A 15,741-nucleotide genomic window follows, 5' to 3' on the forward strand; every position below is an offset into this window, starting at 1 on the left:
AAAGTCCCACCTCCGCGGTCAAGTATTACGCACTCGCGAAATGACAGTTGAACGGATTCCAGAGCCCCTATGCCTGAAGTCATCCTGCCCGGCGCCTCCGGTCGCATCGAAGGCCGCTATTCTCCGGGCAAGCGCCCGAACGCCCCCATCGCCCTGATTCTGCACCCGCACCCCAAGGCGGGCGGTCATATGAACAACCCGGTCGCGGTCACCCTGCACCAGCTGTTCCAGCAGCGCGGCTTTGCGACCCTGCGCTACAACTCGCGCGGCGTGGGCAAATCGCAGGGCGAGTTCGACAGCGGCATCGGCGAGCTGGCGGACGCCGCCACGGCGCTGGACTGGCTTCAGTCGAACAACCCCGGCGCCAGCCAGACCTGGGTCGCCGGCTATCAGTTCGGCGCCTATATCGGCATGCAACTGCTGATGCGCCGCCCGGAGACGGACGGCTTCATCTCGGTGTCGCCGCCGTCGAACATGTACGACTTCAGCTTCCTGGCCCCCTGCCCTGCCTCGGGCCTGTTCCTGCACGGCACGGCCGACACCATCGTTCCCCCGGTCGAGGTCGAGCGCGTCGTCAACAAGCTGCGCACCCAGAAGGGCATCGTCATCGACTACGAACTGGAAGAGGGCGCCAGCCACTTCTGGCAGGACCACATGAGCGCCGTCGAGCGCCGCGTCGGCGCCTATCTGGACAAGCGCCTGGAAGAAAAGCCGGCCTGACCCTAGATACGGGATCGCCTTCAGGAGACCCCGTATGCGGCAAGACATCGTCATCATCGGCGGCGGCGCGGGCGGGTTGGAGCTTGCCGCGCGCCTGGGTCGTCGGTTCGGGCCGCGCGAGGGGCGTCGGCGCGTCCTGCTGATCGACCGATCCATCTTCCACCTGTGGAAGCCCAGCCTGCACGAGGTCGCGGCCGGATCGCTGGATTCGCACCAGGAGGGTCTGTCCTATCCGGTCCTGGCGCGCCGCAACCATTTCAGCTTCGCCTTCGGCGACCTGACCGGGCTTGACCCCGCGGCCCGGACCCTGCGCCTGGCCGAAATCCGCGACGACGACGGCGAGGTGCTGGTCGCGCCCCGCACCCTCGGCTTCGAGACCCTGGTTCTGGCCATCGGCAGCGGCTCCAACCTGTTCGGCACGCCGGGCGCCGCCGAACACGCCCATCTGCTGGAGAATGTGGCGGACGCCGAGGCTTTCAACCGACGTCTGACCTCGGCCTTCCTGGCGGCGGCCTATTCGGACGAGCGGACGCTGAACATCGCCATCGTCGGGGCCGGCGCGACGGGGGTGGAGCTGTCCACCGAACTGATCGAGGGGCATGACGAATTGTCCGCCGGCCTGACGTCGGACCAGAAGTTCGACCTGGCCGTCACCCTGGTCGAGGCCGCGCCCCGCATCTTAGGCGGCCTGCCCGAGCGCGTCTCGGCCAAGGCGGCCCATGCGCTTGAAGCCAAGGGCGTGCGCCTGCTGACCGACGCCAAGGTCAACGCCGTCCATGCCGACCGGCTGGACACCTCGAAGGGCGATGTTCCCGCCGACCTGATCGTCTGGGCCGCCGGGGTCAAGGCGGCCGAGGCCAATCCGAACCTGGGCCTGACGACGGGGCGGCTGAACCAGTTCGTCGTGGACAACCATCTGCGCGCCTCGGCGCCGGGTATCTACGCCATGGGCGACTGCGCCGAGGCGCCCGGCCCCGATGGCCGCCCCGTCCCCGCCCGCGCCCAGGCGGCGGCCCAGCAGGCCGCCTATCTGGCCAGGGCCCTGTCCAATCCCGCGCGCGATCCCGGCCCCTACGTCTATCGCGACAAGGGTTCGCTGGTGTCGCTGGGCGGGGACAGGGGCGTCGGCGCCTTGATGGGCGGCCTGGGCGGTCCGAACTTCCTGATCGAGGGGCTGGTGGCCAAATGGGCCTATATGGCGCTGCACCTGGATCATCACCGCGCCATTCTGGGGGTGCGCCGCACGATCCTGCTGGCCCTGTCGCGCCTGCTTCATCGCCGCGTTTCCGGCCGGCTTAAACTGCACTGATACGGGCGGTTAAGGCCTGATCGCCATGATCGCGCCGAACCTGTCGCGAGCCGTCCCATGCGCCTGATCCCGTCCGCCCTTCTCCTCGGCGCCTTTCTGCTGTCGTCGCCTGTGGTGGCGCAGGATCGGGTGCAGCGCGACTTCTGCGCCGACCGTCCGGGCCAGGGCACGCCCGCCTGCGTTTTGGACCAAGGTCGCTGGCAGGTCGAACTAGGCCTGTTCGACGTCAGTCGTCAGAGCGACGACAGCGCAAAGACCCGCGCCTGGGACGCGGGCGACCTGCTGGTCCGTTACGGCCTGACCGGCCTGACCGAACTGCAGATGGGCCTGACCAGCTGGAACCATCAGACCGTCACCGACCGCGCCAGCGGCGCGCGCGAGGTGTCGAAAGGCGTCGGCGACCTGACGCTGGCGCTGCGTCATTCGCTCGCCAATCCCGACGGTTCGGGTGTGTCCGTCGCGGTTCAGGGGTTCGTGACCGCCCCGACCGGCGCCCGCGACATCCGCGCCGACGGGTTCGAAGGCGGCGTGATCCTGCCGGTTTCGCTACCGCTCGACGCCGACTGGAGCCTCAGCCTGTCGCCCCGCGTCGGCTGGGTGTCAAATGCGGACGGCGAGGGCCGCCATGCCGCCTATACGATGGTCGCCGGTCTGGGTCGCGACATCGGCCAGTGGAACCTGGGCGCCGAACTCTGGATCAGCCGCGACGACGATCCCGCACAGCCGACCACCCAATCCACCTTCGATCTGACCGCCGCCTGGTCGCCGCCCGCTCTGCCCGACACCCAGCTGGATTTCGGCGTCGACCTGGGCCTGAACGACGACAGCCCCGATGTGGCTTTCGGCGTGGGCGTCGCCCCGCGGTTCTGAGACGATTGCGGACGCGCCCGTTCGCTGCGACAAGCCCTGATGTCCGAGCCGACGAACATCGCTGGCGGCGTCGTCCATGATTTGCCGGACGATCTGCGGTTCGCGCTGACGCGCAGTCCTGCGGCCATGGCGACCTGGGCGGACATCACGCCCCTCGCCCGTAACGAATGGATCTGCTGGATCGAGTCCGCCAAGAAGCCCGAGACGCGGCGAAAGCGCATCGATTGGGGCTGTTCGAACCTTCAGGAAGGAAAGCGGCGCCCGTGCTGCTGGCCCGGATGTCCGCACCGCGGAACTTCGGCTGCCCCCGTGCAAACCCCATGAGCAAGGCCCCGTTCGGCGGCGGCTTGATCCGGCTGATGCGCCGCCTTCCGGTGTGGCCCTATCTGCTGCTGACCCTGCCGATGTTCGTGGTCGCGCTGATCCTGCGCGCCGTCACGCATTCCAACCTGCCCTATTATATCTGGGCCGCATTATGGGCGGTTCCGCTGCTGATCGTGTTGGCCGCGCGATGGCTATTTCGTCGTCACCCTGGCCTGGGCGATCCTGATCGAGATCGGGCGGGCCGTGCGCAGTCTGTTCTCACGACCCCGTTAGGGCCAATCGACATTCGTTGGACAGGCTTGCCGTTTCGTCATTCCGGGGCTGAGCGGAGCGAGGAACCCGGAACCCAGGGCCGCATGCGCGCCGTTGGATGCCCCGCGCCCCCTGGGTTCCGGGGTCCTCCTTCGGACGCCCCGGAATGACGTTCCTAGGCCGAATATCGATTGAACCCAGGCATTAAGCCGCCTCGACCACCGCCTCATCGGCTGGAACCGTGCGGATCATATAGTCGAAGGCCGACAGGCCCGCCTTCGAGCCTTCGCCCATGGCGATGACGATCTGCTTGTAGGGCACGGTCGTCACGTCGCCGGCGGCGAACACGCCCGGCTGGCTGGTCTCGCCGCGATGATCGACCTCGATCTCGCCGCGCGTGGTCAGGGCGACCGCGCCGTGCAGCCATTCGGTGTTCGGGACCAGACCGATCTGCACGAAGACGCCCTCCAGATCGACGTCGTGATGGGCGTCGGAGTTGCGGTCCTTGTAGGACAGGCCCGTCACCTTCTCGCCGTCGCCATGCACCTCGGTCGTCAGAGCCGAGGTCACGATCCGCACGTTCGGCAGGGTCGCCAACTTACGCTGCAGCACCGCATCGGCCCGCAGTTCGCTGTCGTATTCGATCAGGGTCACATGGGCGACTATGCCCGCCAGGTCGATGGCCGCCTCGACGCCGGAGTTGCCGCCGCCGATCACCGCCACGCGCTTGCCCTTGAACAGCGGCCCGTCGCAGTGCGGGCAATAGGCCACGCCCTTGTTCTTGTACTGGTCCTCGCCCGGCACGTTCATCTGACGCCAGCGCGCGCCGGTCGACAGGATCACCGTGCGCGACTTCAGCGACGCGCCGTTCTCCAGCACCACCTCATGCAGACCGCCCGGAACCTTGGCCGGAAGCAGCTTGGCCGCCTTCTGCAGGTTCATGATATCCACCTCGTACTCGCGGACGTGCTGCTCCAGATGGGCGGCCAGTTTCGGCCCCTCGGTATGGGGCACCGAGATGAAGTTCTCGATGGCCATGGTGTCCAGCACCTGACCGCCGAAACGCTCGGCCGCGATGCCGGTGCGGATGCCCTTGCGCGCCGTGTAGATGGCGGCTGCAGCGCCAGCAGGGCCGCCGCCGATCACCAGAACGTCGAACGGGTCCTTGGACTTGATCTTCTCGGCGGCCTTCGCCTCGGCGCCCTTGTCGATCTTGGCGACGATCTGCTCCAGCTCCATCCGGCCTTGACCGAACAGTTCGCCGTTCAGAAAGACGGTCGGCACGGCCATGACCTTGCGCGCCTCCACCTCGTCCTTGAACAGACCGCCCTCGATGGCGACGTGTTTGATGCGCGGATTGATGACGCTCATCAGGTTCAGGGCCTGCACCACGTCGGGGCAGTTCTGGCACGACAGCGAGAAATAGGTCTCGAACAGATAGTCGCCGTCCAGGTCCTTGACCTGCTGGATCACCTCCTGCGCCGCCTTGGACGGGTGGCCGCCGACGTGCAGCAGGGCCAGCACCAGAGACGTGAACTCGTGGCCCAGCGGAATGCCCGCGAACCGCACGCCGATGTCCGTGGCCTTGCGCCGGATCAGGAAGCTGGGCTGACGCTCGTCGTCATAGTCGCGGCCCATCTCGACCTTGCCGTGCGAGACCGAGACGATGTCTTCCAGCAGGGCCTTCAGCTCCTGCGACTTCGGGCCGGCGCCCAGCGAGGCGACCAGTTCCACCGGATGGACGATGTTCTTGAGGTAGCCCTCGAGCTGGGATTTCAGATTGGCGTCGAGCATGGGGTCCTCGTGAATTCTGGGATTGGACGTCGCCCTCGAGCCGCCTTGGCGAGGGCCGAACGCAAAAAGGCCGTGGGGTTGAAAGCTACGCACCCCACGGCCTCTGCAGGCGCCGGATCGGGTCCGGCTCCGATGACCGGCGGCGCTTGAACCGCGCCGCCGATCGAACCTGGGGTCTTAGATCTTGCCGACGAGGTCGAGCGACGGCGCCAGGGTGGCCTCGCCTTCTTCCCACTTGGCCGGGCAGACTTCGCCGGGGTGCGAACGCACATACTGGGCGGCCTTGACCTTGCGCAGCAGTTCGGCGGCGTTGCGGCCGATGCCTTCCGAGGTCGTCTCGGTGAACTGGATCACGCCGTCCGGGTCGACCAGGAAGGTCGCGCGGTCGGCCAGGCCCACGCCCGGACGCATGGCGTCGAAGTTGTTAGTCACGACGCCCGAGGGGTCGCCCAGCATGGTGTAGGTGATCTTGCCGATGGCCGGCGACGAATCATGCCACGCCTTGTGCGAGAAGTGGGTATCGGTCGACACCGAATAGATTTCGACGCCCAGCTTCTGGAACTCGGCGTAATGGTCCGCCAGGTCTTCCAGCTCGGTCGGGCAGACGAAGGTGAAGTCGGCCGGATAGAAGAAGAAGATCGCCCACTTGCCCGCCACATCGGCGTCCGTGACCGTCAGGAACTTGCCGTCCTTATAGGCTTCGGCCGTGAACGGCTTGAGGGTCGTGTTGATGAGGGCCATGCGGAAAATCCAATGCAGGTGGTTGGGAGGCCCCTTCCCTACCGCACCGCAACACATAAGCCCAATCACTTATTTGCAGATGCGTGATAGATTTTGATTATAGAAACAGAGACGCCCTTGGACGTCATCCTCGGGCTTGCCCGAGGATCGGACTATCGGCCGCTTTGCGTCGAATAAAGCGCACCATCGCTGTCGCAATCGATCCTCGGGTCAAGCCCGAGGATGACGAAAACCAGCGTCAATACAGAAGGAACGGGCGCTTGGCCTCCTCCCACGCCGCCTCATCCGGCTTGGTCGCCGCATCCAGATCGGCCGGCGCCGCGCCCGCGTCGTCCACCCATTCCCGCAAGGCCGGCCCGCCGTTGATCACGTCGATGGGAAGCTTGCCGAACGCATATTCATACGGAAAATCGCGCCACAGATCGTAGTCGGGGTACAGCCGCCGGATCGCCTTGAACCCAAGCGCCTGCACCCGCCACGGCCTGAAGGCGGCGTGGTCATAGGCGGGGTCGTCGACGTGGATCTGTACCCCGCTGCACAGTTTCCCGACATGCTTGTGGAAGGTCGGCTCGAACCACATGGGCCGAAGCACGCAGCCCGCCAACCAATCCGGCGCCAGCGCCTGCATCTCGGCGATCACCGCCCGCGCGTCGATGTCCGGCGCTCCGAACAGCTCCAGCGGCCGCGTCGTGCCCCGCCCTTCCGACAGTGTCGCCCCCTCCAGCATCACCGTCCCGGCATAGGCCCGCGCCATAGAAAGATTCGGGGCGTTGGGGCTGGGGTTGACCCACGACCGTTCGCCCAGCGGCCAGCCGAAGCCCGGCTCCTGATCGGGCGCCCAGCCCTGCATCTCGATCACGCGGTAATCGACGTCCAGTTTGAAGTGATCGACGAACCACAGGCCCAGTTCGCCCATGGTCATGCCGTGCCGCATCGGCATCGGCCCGGCGCCGACGAAGCTCTCGTATCCCGGCTTCAACGTCAGCCCCTCGACCGGCCGTCCCGCCGGATTGGGCCGATCCAGCACCCACACCGCCTTTCCATGTTTCGCCGCCGCCTCCAGCACATAGAGCAGCGTCGTCACATAGGTGTAGATGCGGCACCCAAGGTCCTGCAGGTCGATCAGGATGACGTCGAACGTTTCCATCCATTCGTCCCTGGGCCTGCGCACCTCCCCATACAGGCTGAACACGGGAATGCCGTGGACCGGATCGCGATAATCCGGGCTCTCCATCATATTGTCCTGCAGATCGCCCTTCATCCCGTGCTGCGGCCCGAAGGCGGCGCTCAGCGTGATCTCGGGACAGGCGGCCAACGCATCCACGCCATGGGTCAGGTCCTTGGTCACCGACGCCGGATGCGCCAGCAACGCGACGCGCCGCCCTTTCAGGGGCGCCCGCAGCGCAGCGTCGGACAACAGGCGGTCGAGGCCGAAGTTCATAAGGGGCTCCTGAGACTCATTGCGACAGCCATGCCCGAGGCCACGACCCGCCACAACTCCCGCTCCCGCTTGCTCCGTCATCCTAGGCTTTGTGCCTAGGATCGAGAATCCCGGTTTATGGGGCGTGGCCCACCTGCTGACACCGGGCGTATGGATCCTAGGCACAAGGCCTAGGATGACGACCTAAAGCATGAGCGCGAACGAGTCGGGATGATGAAAGTCCGGCTTATCCGAAGGATGCGCCAGCGCCCAATAGCCCATCGCCCCGTCCAAGCCTTGGATCACCGCCGCCCACCCCACGGCGTCGTCCGCGTCGTCAGGGAGGGTCACGTCGGCCGTCAGCACGAACCGCCCCGGCGCCGTCCGTGTGACGATGAAGGGCGCCGGCGTCTCCAGCGCCCGCATGCCCTCGCGATAGCCGTCGAACCGATAGGCCGCCCACGCCCCCGACGGCGACAGATTGTATTCGACATAGCCGTCCGCCGTCCGCGCGAACGCCTCGAAACAGGTCGCGCGCCACAGGTCGTCCGTCCGCACCCGCGCCGCGCCTTGCGGCCACCGCACCATCTCCACCGGCCCGGCCAGTACATATTCCAGGCTCAGCACCTGCCCCGCCCGCCGCGCCTCGACCTCCAGCGTCAGTCCGCCATGCGGCGAAGTCGGGTGCGGGATCAGGGGCAGACGCATCCCGCCTTCGTATCGCACGCCAGGGATGCGTCAAAGCCTGCAGTCTATACCGATTTGCCGGCGATCGCTGTCACCCCTGGCGTCACGGCCCGCCTCGGCCGTGATCGCCCAGCCATCGCATTTCCACGCAACATATCCCGCTGAAACAACGCCCTGAGCCGGAGCAGCGGCGCCTGGCCTGTCGCCCCTGAAACGGCTGTATAATGGCCGTCGCCATGCCAGAACGCTTCGCCGTCCAATTGCACCTTCTTGTATTTTGCATGCGTTTTCGGGGCGCAGTGCAATTTCACCCCCGCCTGATTTCAGACGATTGAGACTCTTCAGACGGTGTTTTCATGAGGACCGTCTGCCCCCCTCCGCCTCTCATTGCGCCACCAAAGGGAAGACGCCCGACGGCATCTTTGCTAACGGAGCTTCGCCATGACCGAACACGCTTACAAATCCGACTTCCTCCGCACCATGCAGGCGCGCGGCTATATCCATCAGATCACCCATCCGGCCGAGTTGGATGAGGCGGCGACCCAAAACGTGGTGACCGGCTATATCGGCTTCGACGCCACGGCCGCGTCGCTGCACGTCGGGCACCTGATCCAGATCATGCTGCTGCGCCGTCTTCAGCAGGCGGGCCACAAGCCCATCGTGCTGATGGGCGGCGGCACGACCAAGGTCGGCGACCCCAGCTTCAAGGACACCCAGCGCCCCCTGCTGACCGAGGAGCGGATCGCCGAGAACATCGCCGGCATCAAGGGCGTGTTCGAGAAGTTCCTGACCTTTGGCGACGGTCCGTCCGACGCCATCATGGTCGACAATGACGAGTGGCTGTCCAAGCTGGGCTATCTCGAGTTCCTGCGTGACTACGGGACTCACTTCACCGTCAACCGGATGCTCAGCTTCGATTCCGTCAAGCTGCGCCTGGAGCGCGAACAGCCGCTGACCTTCCTGGAATTCAACTACATGCTGATGCAGGCCACCGACTTTCTGGAGCTGAACCGCCGCTATGGCTGCACGCTTCAGATGGGCGGATCGGACCAGTGGGGCAATATCATCAACGGCGTCGAACTGACCCGCAAGGTTGACCAGAAGGCCGCCTTCGGCCTGACCACGCCGCTCTTGTCCACCGCATCCGGCCAGAAGATGGGCAAGACCGTGGGCGGCGCCGTCTGGCTGAACGCCGACGCCCTGTCGCCCTATGACTACTGGCAATACTGGCGCAACACCGAGGACGGCGACGTGGGTCGCTTCATGCGCCTGTTCACCGACCTGTCGGACGCCCAGATCGCCGGTTACGAGGCGCTGGAAGGCGCCGCCATCAACGACGCCAAGAAGGCGCTGGCCGACGCCTGCACCACCATGCTGCACGGCGCCGAAGCCGCCGCCACCGCCCGCGCCGCCGCCGAAACCGCCTTCGAAAAGGGTCAGGTCTCGGCCGACTTGCCGACCGTCGAACTGCCTGCGTCAGAGGTTTACGGCGCCATGATCGCCGCCGTCGTGACCAAGGCCGGCCTGACCGCCTCCAACGGCGAGGCCCGCCGCCTGGCCCAGGGCGGCGGCCTCCGCCTGAACGACGCCGCCGTGTCCGACGGCGCCCAGCCGCTGACCGAGGCCGACCTCAAGGACGGCGTCATCAAACTGGCGGCCGGCAAGAAGAAGATCGTGTTGGTGAAGCCGGTCTGATTCGTTCCCAAATCCCGCTCATCCCCGCGAAAGCGGGGACCTAGAGGGTGTCAAAGCGTGGCCTTCTTCACCTACATCGTGGCCAGTCGTCGAAACGGGACCCTTTACACGGGTTCGACCGACGATCTGATCCAGCGCGTGAACCAGCACAGAAACAAGACCTTCGCCGGCTTCACGGCCAAATACGACGTTCATATGCTGGTCTGGTTCGAGGTTCACGAGACTCGCGAAGGCGCCTTCCGTCGTGAACGGCAGATCAAGAAGTGGAACCGCAGTTGGAAACTCGAACTGATCGAGAAACAGAATCCAGACGGGCTTGATCTCTTCGACCCTTTTCGTCTTGGCGGACTGAAGGACGCTGAAGACTGGGTCCCCGCGTCCGCGGGGATGAGCGGAAATGAAGAAAGCACTTGCGATGATTGAACAAGGCCACCCCGCCCCCGCCCTCGACCTGCCCACGGACGGCGACGGCCGCGTCTCGCTCACCGCCCTGCGCGGCAAGCCTGCCGTCGTCTATTTCTATCCCAAGGACGACACGACCGGCTGCACGCGCGAGGCGCAGGATTTCACTGCCTTGGCCGCCGACTTCGCCGCCCTTGGCGCGACCGTCATCGGCGTGTCGAAGGACACGGTGAAGAAGCACGACCGCTTCAAGGCCAAATACGACCTAGCCGTCGTCCTGGCCTCCGACGAGGACGGCGCGGCCTGCGAGGCCTGGGGCGTCTGGGTGCAGAAGAAGCTGTACGGCCGCGAATATATGGGCATCGAGCGCGCAACGTTCCTGGTCGATGCGGATGGCCGGGTGGCCCGCGTCTGGCGCTACGTCAAGGTCGCCGACCACGCCGCCGCCGTGCTGGAGGCCGTAAAGGCCCTGTGATCGGCGAGCGGCGTTCGGAAGCGGCGCTTGACCTGGGCCGCTCGCCCACGGCCTAGTGGCGCCTGAGGGCTATAGGGGCTTGGCCGGCCTTGGCTGGCAGATGCGGAGCGCACCATGTTCACCAAGAGCAAATCCTACGACAACGGATCGCAGGGGCTGGGCATCCCCCCGGCGCCCGAACCTGCCCCGGCGCCTGCGCCCGCCCAAACGGCCCTGCCGACGGCGGCCCCCGCTCCGCGCGCGCCGGAGCCTTCTCGGCCGGCGCCGCGATCCAGCAACCTGTCCACCCTGTCGGCGGGCGTGAAATATGAAGGCAACATCTCCGGCGCCGGCGAGCTTCAGGTCGACGGCTCGCTGAAGGGCGACGTGCGCGTCTCGCGCGTGGTCATCGGCGAAGGCGGCTCGGTCGAGGGCACGGTCCATGCCGACGTGCTGGACGTGCGCGGCCGCGTCTCGGGCGCCATCGTGGCCAAACAGGTCAAGCTCTACGCCACCGCCCGCGTCGAGGGCGACATCACCCAGGAGCAGCTGGCCATCGACCAGGGCGCCTGGTTCCAGGGCCGCTGCAACCAGGCCAAGCGCGACACCCCCGGCGCCGCCATGCTGGAAGCCCCCAAACCCGACAAGGCGGACAAGACCGAGACCAAGTCGCCAGCCTGAACCTGCGATCAACGCGGGCGCAAGTCGGCCGAAGGCCGGCAGCCAAAAAATGAAAGGGGCGGTCCATCGGACCGCCCCTTCTGCTTAATCGACGCTGGACCCCCGCGTCTCGCCGACCCGGGCGGCAAGGGCGGCGCCCATGAAGGCGTCCAGATCGCCGTCCAGCACCCCTTGGGTGTCCGACGTCTCCACCTCGGTCCGCAGGTCCTTCACCATCTGATACGGTTGCAGGACGTAGGATCGGATCTGGTGACCCCAGCCGATGTCGGTCTTGGCGTCGGCCAGCGCCTGGGCGGCGGCCTCGCGCTTCTGCAGCTCCAGCTCGTACAGGCGCGCCCGCAGCATCTTCCAGGCCATTTCCCGGTTCTGGTGCTGCGACCGGCCCGCCTGGCAGGCCACGACCGTATTGGTCGGGGTGTGGGTCAAACGCACCGCAGAGTCGGTCTTGTTGATGTGCTGACCGCCCGCGCCGGACGCGCGATAGGTGTCGGTGCGCACGTCCGAAGGGTTGATGTCGATCTCGATGGCGTCGTCCACGACCGGCGACACCCCGATGGAGGCGAAGCTGGTGTGGCGCTTGGCCGCCGCGTCATAGGGGCTGATGCGGACCAGGCGGTGGACGCCCGATTCCGACTTCAACCAGCCATAGGCGTTCGGCCCCTCGATCAGGATGGTGGCCGACTTGACCCCCGCCTGTTCGCCCTCTTCGTGGGCCTCGATGGTGACCTCGTAGCCGTGCGCCTTGGCCCAGCGCGAATACATCCGCAGCAGCATTCCGGCCCAGTCGTTCGATTCGGTGCCGCCGGCGCCGGAATTCACTTCCAGATAGGCGTCGTTGCCGTCAGCCTCGCCGGACAACAGGGCCTCCAGCTCGGCGCGGGCGGCGCGGTCCTTGATGCCGCGCAGCGACGCGCGCGCGTCTTCCAGCGCGCCCTCGTCGCCCTCCTCGTCCGCCATCTCGGCCAGCATCACCCCGTCTTCGAGGTCCTGCTCCATCGCCTTGACGGTGTTGATCTTGCCTTCCAGCTGCGAGCGGTCGCGGCTGACGGCCTGGGCCTCGTCGGGCTTGTCCCACAGCGTCGGGTCCTCGACCCGCGCGTTCAGCTCATCGAGCTTTCTTAGAGCGACATCCCAGTCAAAGACGCCTCCTGAGCAGAGCGACGCTCTGCTCGATGTCGGCCTTCATGGCCTCGACATCCGGTCTCATCGCAATCTCCGCGACACAACGCCCTCAAGTCGCAAAGCCCGCAGGCCGCGCGATAGGGCAGGATTAATGGAAAACGGCGCGCCACGAGGACGCGCCGTTCGATGGGCCTACCTAGAGCCTCAGTACAATCCGCTCAAGTCCTCGGCCGGCGCCTTCTTCGGCGGCGGGGGCGCGGTGGGCGCGGGCGCAGCCGCCGGCGCGCCGCTCGCGGCCTCCTGCTCGCGACGGATCACCTCATAGTAGTTCTGGGGTCCGACGGGCTGGGCAGGGCCGGTCGGCGCCGGCGGCGGGGCCTGGCGTTCGGTGCCGGGACGGAAGGCTTCTTCTATGCCGTTGACAGTGCGGAAGATGGCGTTCTTGGGCCGCACAAAGGGACGCGCGGGCCGCTCCTTCAACGCCGTCTGCATGAAGTCGGTGAACACCGGCACGGCGGCCGAGGCCCCCGCCTCGCCGGACCCCAGCGAGCGGTTGTCGTCGAAGCCGATGAAGACGCCGACCACGATGTCGGTCGTGAAGCCCACGAACCAGGCCGAGCGGTATTCATTGGTCGTGCCGGTCTTGCCCGCGACCCAGGGGCCCAGGCCGCGCGCGCTGGCGGCGGTGCCGCGCTGAACCACGCCTTCCAGCATCGAGCTCATCTGATAGGCGGTGATCGGGTCGATCACCTGCGTCCCCCGCTGTTGCAGGCGTGGCGATTCCTGGCCCGAGAAGCCACGGCCACACTCGCGGCAACTGCGGCTGTCGGCGCGGAAGATGGTCTCGCCGTCGCGGTCCTGCACATAGTCGATCAGATAGGGCGTCACCCGCCGGCCGCCGTTGGCGAAGGCGGAATAGGCGGCCGTGATGTCCAGCGGCGTCACCTCGCCCGCGCCCAGCGACACCGACAGGTTGGGCGTCATCCCGGGCAGACCCATCCGATCCGCCTGATCCACGATCTTCTTCATGCCGACCGACTGGGCCAGGCGCACCGTCATCACGTTGCGCGACAGCTCCAGTCCGCGCCGCAGGGTCTGCGGGCCATAGTATTGGCGGCTATAGTTCTCGGGCGTCCAGCGCTGGCCGTTGGCGCCGCCGGCGAAGCTGATCGGCGCGTCCAGCACGATGGAGGCCGGCGTGAAGTCGCCTTCCAGCGCGGTCGCATAGACGAAGGGCTTGAACGCCGATCCGGGCTGGCGCTTGGCCTGGGTCGCCCGGTTGAAGCTGGACAGCGCATAGGAATAGCCGCCGACCATGGCCAGCACCCGGCCCGACTGCGGCTCGATCGCCACCAGGGCGCCGTTGACGCGCGGCACCTGTTTCAGGGCGTACTGGCCGCCCTTGGGCTCCACGAAGATCAGTTCGCCGCGTTTCAGTTGGCGATTGGCGTTGGCCCAGGCGGCGTCGGCGGCCAGCAGGGTTCCGGTCTTGTCGGTCTTGGCGGTGCGGATGCGAACGGTGTTGCCGCTGACGCTCTCGATGGCGGCCGCTTCCCAGGAACGGCGCTCGGGCGGGATCTGGCCCCGCAGGGCCTCGGCCTGCCAGCCCGGCTCGAACTCGGTCGTGCCCCAGCCGCCCCGCCAGCCGTGACGCCGGTCATAGTTCTCCAGCCCCTGCATCAGGGCGCGTCGCGCCGCCGTCTGCAGCGTCGGATCCAGCGTCGTGCGCATGTAGAAGCCGCCGGCGCGCAGCTGTTCGCCGAACTGCGGATTAGCCGCCGCCTGACGCCGCGCCTCCTCCACGAAGAAGTCTGCGTCCTTGTAGTCCGAACGCTGGGGCGCATCGCGCGTGACCAGCGGCTTGGCGCGCGCCTCGACCAGCTGCTGCGGCGTCAGCCAGCCGCTCTGCTCCATTTCGCCCAGCACCCAGTCGCGCCGCCCCTTGGCCGCGCCGGGGTGGCGTTTGGGGTGATAGTTGTTCGGCCCCTTGGGCAGCGACGCCAGGAAGGCCGCCTCGTCCGGCGTCAACTGGGCCAGCGACTTGCCGAAATAGTTGTAGGCCGCAGACGCGATGCCGAACGACCGATACCCCAGGAAGATCTCGTTCAGATACAGTTCCAGGATCTGCTGCTTGGACAGGGTGGCCTCCAGGCGATTGGCCAGGATGGCTTCCTTCAGCTTGCGGTTCAGGCTGGATTCGTTGGTCAGCAGGACGTTCTTGGCCACCTGCTGGGTGATGGTCGAACCGCCTTCAAGCCGCCGGCCCGAGGCCAGGTTGAACACGTTCTTCAGCGACGCCCGGCCGATCCCGCCCACGTCGATGCCGCCATGCTGGAAGAAGTTGCGATCCTCGGCCGCCAGGAAGGCGTGGATCACCGGCGTCGGAATCTGGTCGTAGGACACATAGATTCGGCGCTCATCCGAGAACTCGCCGATGAGAGTGCCGTCGCCGGCATAGACCCGCGTCGCGGTCGGCGGACGATAGTCCGCCAGCTCCGACGCATCGGGCAGGTCGTGGAACAGCCACGCCGCATAGACGGCGACCACCAGCCCCGCCAGGGCGATGGCGCCCAGCAGAACCATGCCCGCCCACACGAACCAGCGTTCGGCAATCTTCACTGCGTACTCCGACGACGCGCCCCGAAAGGCTGCTTTAGCCCGCGTCGCCCGTGGATTGCTAGAGCGGGGATGCAACGCCCCCTTCCCGTCTGCCGTTTGACACCCATCTCAAGCCCTCACCCTCAAGGAGCCCACCATGGAAGTTCTCTATCGCGCCCAGGCCACCGCGTCCGGCGGAGGCCGCGAGGATGGCCGTTCGGCCACCGACGACGGCAAGATCGACGTCAAACTGTCCACGCCCAAGGAAATGGGCGGCAAGGGCGGCGACGGGACCAATCCCGAACAGCTGTTCGCCACAGGTTACGCCGCCTGCTACCTCGGCGCCCTGCGCCTGGTCAGCGGCAAGGCCGGCACGCCGGTCGGACCCGACACCAAGATCACCGCCGGCGTCGGCTTCGGCAAGAACACCAAGGGCGAAGGGTTCAATCTGGACGTCGATCTGACCGTCACGGACCACGGCCTGGACCAGGCCGTGATCGAGGACCTGATCGAAAAGGCGCACCAGGTCTGCCCCTACTCCAACGCCACGCGCGGCAACGTGGAGGTTCGGCTGACGGCCGAGTAAGATGTCCGCTCGTCCCCGCGAAAGCGGGGACCCAGCGCTTTGGGCGACGACCGCGACCGTTTCCAGATGGTCGTCGCCCAACGCAT

Annotated in this window: 16 protein-coding genes; 10 read left to right on the forward strand and 6 right to left on the reverse strand. The window is 66.7% G+C overall.

From position 1 onward, the window contains the following. Nucleotides 1-69 precede the first annotated feature (69 nt). From B3Z70_RS10970 to B3Z70_RS10990, 5 genes are all read left to right on the forward strand, one after another. A complete protein-coding gene (locus B3Z70_RS10970) occupies nucleotides 70-720 on the forward strand; it encodes an alpha/beta hydrolase (RefSeq protein WP_292022790.1) in 651 nt (216 codons plus the stop codon). 34 nt (nucleotides 721-754) lie between these two features. Beyond that, complete coding sequence (locus B3Z70_RS10975; protein ID WP_292045523.1) at nucleotides 755-2,029, forward strand: NAD(P)/FAD-dependent oxidoreductase; 1,275 nt, start codon at nucleotides 755-757, stop codon at nucleotides 2,027-2,029. A gap of 57 nt (nucleotides 2,030-2,086) precedes the next feature. Then, nucleotides 2,087-2,899 carry a transporter gene (locus tag B3Z70_RS10980; RefSeq protein ID WP_292023824.1) on the forward strand — a complete coding sequence of 271 codons (813 nt, stop codon included), beginning with the start codon at nucleotides 2,087-2,089 and terminating at the stop codon, nucleotides 2,897-2,899. Nucleotides 2,900-3,025: 126 nt separating this feature from the next. Continuing rightward, on the forward strand, nucleotides 3,026-3,223 hold the full coding sequence (locus B3Z70_RS10985; RefSeq protein ID WP_292023826.1) for a YdeI/OmpD-associated family protein: 198 nt from the start codon (nucleotides 3,026-3,028) through the stop codon (nucleotides 3,221-3,223). Continuing rightward, a complete protein-coding gene (locus B3Z70_RS10990; RefSeq protein WP_292023823.1) occupies nucleotides 3,220-3,645 on the forward strand; it encodes a hypothetical protein in 426 nt (141 codons plus the stop codon). Before B3Z70_RS10985 ends, B3Z70_RS10990 begins: the two co-directional genes overlap by 4 nt. Nucleotides 3,646-3,679: 34 nt before the next feature. Here the strand turns inward: B3Z70_RS10990 and ahpF are convergent, their stop codons facing one another. From ahpF to B3Z70_RS11010, 4 genes are all read right to left on the reverse strand, one after another. Next, nucleotides 3,680-5,269 (reverse strand): alkyl hydroperoxide reductase subunit F, encoded by a 1,590-nt coding sequence (gene ahpF / locus B3Z70_RS10995; protein ID WP_292023821.1) that lies wholly within the window; start codon nucleotides 5,267-5,269, stop codon nucleotides 3,680-3,682. 177 nt (nucleotides 5,270-5,446) lie between these two features. Next, nucleotides 5,447-6,010, reverse strand: coding sequence for an alkyl hydroperoxide reductase subunit C (gene ahpC, locus B3Z70_RS11000; RefSeq protein ID WP_248116866.1), 564 nt, complete (start codon nucleotides 6,008-6,010; stop codon nucleotides 5,447-5,449). Between the two features lie 238 nt (nucleotides 6,011-6,248). Beyond that, entirely contained in the window at nucleotides 6,249-7,451 is a 1,203-nt protein-coding gene (locus tag B3Z70_RS11005; protein ID WP_292023820.1) for an exo-beta-N-acetylmuramidase NamZ family protein, read from the reverse strand. A 183-nt stretch (nucleotides 7,452-7,634) separates the two neighbouring features. Then, nucleotides 7,635-8,138, reverse strand: a complete 504-nt coding sequence (locus tag B3Z70_RS11010; protein WP_292023818.1) for a DOMON-like domain-containing protein — start codon at nucleotides 8,136-8,138, stop codon at nucleotides 7,635-7,637. Between the two features lie 420 nt (nucleotides 8,139-8,558). Between B3Z70_RS11010 and tyrS the strand changes: the two genes are divergently transcribed. The 4 genes from tyrS (at nucleotide 8,559) to B3Z70_RS11030 (ending at nucleotide 11,349) form a co-directional block, all read left to right on the forward strand. Continuing rightward, nucleotides 8,559-9,812, forward strand: a complete 1,254-nt coding sequence (tyrS, locus tag B3Z70_RS11015) for a tyrosine--tRNA ligase (protein WP_292023817.1) — start codon at nucleotides 8,559-8,561, stop codon at nucleotides 9,810-9,812. A gap of 57 nt (nucleotides 9,813-9,869) precedes the next feature. Then, complete coding sequence (locus B3Z70_RS11020) at nucleotides 9,870-10,235, forward strand: GIY-YIG nuclease family protein (RefSeq protein ID WP_292023815.1); 366 nt, start codon at nucleotides 9,870-9,872, stop codon at nucleotides 10,233-10,235. Continuing rightward, entirely contained in the window at nucleotides 10,228-10,689 is a 462-nt protein-coding gene (locus B3Z70_RS11025; RefSeq protein ID WP_292023813.1) for a peroxiredoxin, read from the forward strand. The genes B3Z70_RS11020 and B3Z70_RS11025 overlap by 8 nt, the downstream gene beginning before the upstream one ends. A 114-nt stretch (nucleotides 10,690-10,803) precedes the next feature. Further along, a complete protein-coding gene (locus B3Z70_RS11030) occupies nucleotides 10,804-11,349 on the forward strand; it encodes a bactofilin family protein (protein ID WP_292023811.1) in 546 nt (181 codons plus the stop codon). Nucleotides 11,350-11,433: 84 nt separating this feature from the next. On the opposite strand, the gene prfB is transcribed toward B3Z70_RS11030, so the two are convergent. After that, a protein-coding gene (gene prfB, locus B3Z70_RS11035) for a peptide chain release factor 2 (protein WP_292023809.1) occupies nucleotides 11,434-12,556 on the reverse strand; the annotation gives its coding sequence in 2 pieces (ribosomal slippage) (nucleotides 11,434-12,486 and nucleotides 12,488-12,556; 1,122 coding nt in all). A gap of 119 nt (nucleotides 12,557-12,675) precedes the next feature. After that, nucleotides 12,676-15,090, reverse strand: coding sequence for a penicillin-binding protein 1A (locus B3Z70_RS11040; RefSeq protein ID WP_409410595.1), 2,415 nt, complete (start codon nucleotides 15,088-15,090; stop codon nucleotides 12,676-12,678). 136 nt (nucleotides 15,091-15,226) lie between these two features. Between B3Z70_RS11040 and B3Z70_RS11045 the strand changes: the two genes are divergently transcribed. Continuing rightward, a complete protein-coding gene (locus B3Z70_RS11045; RefSeq protein WP_292045525.1) occupies nucleotides 15,227-15,655 on the forward strand; it encodes an organic hydroperoxide resistance protein in 429 nt (142 codons plus the stop codon). Nucleotides 15,656-15,741 lie beyond the last annotated feature (86 nt).

Origin of the sequence: Brevundimonas sp. UBA6550, assembly GCF_002434505.1 — a bacterium.
Lineage (GTDB): Bacteria > Pseudomonadota > Alphaproteobacteria > Caulobacterales > Caulobacteraceae > Brevundimonas.

What these genes read in the sequence shown, in the direction of transcription:
- B3Z70_RS10970 (WP_292022790.1), top strand. Translation starts at nt 70, where the DNA reads ATGCCTGAAGTCATCCTGCCCGGCGCCTCCGGTCGCATCGAAGGCCGC.
- B3Z70_RS10975 (WP_292045523.1), top strand. Translation starts at nt 755, where the DNA reads ATGCGGCAAGACATCGTCATCATCGGCGGCGGCGCGGGCGGGTTGGAG.
- B3Z70_RS10980 (WP_292023824.1), top strand. Translation starts at nt 2,087, where the DNA reads ATGCGCCTGATCCCGTCCGCCCTTCTCCTCGGCGCCTTTCTGCTGTCG.
- B3Z70_RS10985 (WP_292023826.1), top strand. Translation starts at nt 3,026, where the DNA reads ATGGCGACCTGGGCGGACATCACGCCCCTCGCCCGTAACGAATGGATC.
- B3Z70_RS10990 (WP_292023823.1), top strand. Translation starts at nt 3,220, where the DNA reads ATGAGCAAGGCCCCGTTCGGCGGCGGCTTGATCCGGCTGATGCGCCGC.
- ahpF (WP_292023821.1), bottom strand. Translation starts at nt 5,269, where the DNA reads ATGCTCGACGCCAATCTGAAATCCCAGCTCGAGGGCTACCTCAAGAAC.
- ahpC (WP_248116866.1), bottom strand. Translation starts at nt 6,010, where the DNA reads ATGGCCCTCATCAACACGACCCTCAAGCCGTTCACGGCCGAAGCCTAT.
- B3Z70_RS11005 (WP_292023820.1), bottom strand. Translation starts at nt 7,451, where the DNA reads ATGAACTTCGGCCTCGACCGCCTGTTGTCCGACGCTGCGCTGCGGGCG.
- B3Z70_RS11010 (WP_292023818.1), bottom strand. Translation starts at nt 8,138, where the DNA reads ATGCGTCTGCCCCTGATCCCGCACCCGACTTCGCCGCATGGCGGACTG.
- tyrS (WP_292023817.1), top strand. Translation starts at nt 8,559, where the DNA reads ATGACCGAACACGCTTACAAATCCGACTTCCTCCGCACCATGCAGGCG.
- B3Z70_RS11025 (WP_292023813.1), top strand. Translation starts at nt 10,228, where the DNA reads ATGATTGAACAAGGCCACCCCGCCCCCGCCCTCGACCTGCCCACGGAC.
- B3Z70_RS11030 (WP_292023811.1), top strand. Translation starts at nt 10,804, where the DNA reads ATGTTCACCAAGAGCAAATCCTACGACAACGGATCGCAGGGGCTGGGC.
- B3Z70_RS11045 (WP_292045525.1), top strand. Translation starts at nt 15,227, where the DNA reads ATGGAAGTTCTCTATCGCGCCCAGGCCACCGCGTCCGGCGGAGGCCGC.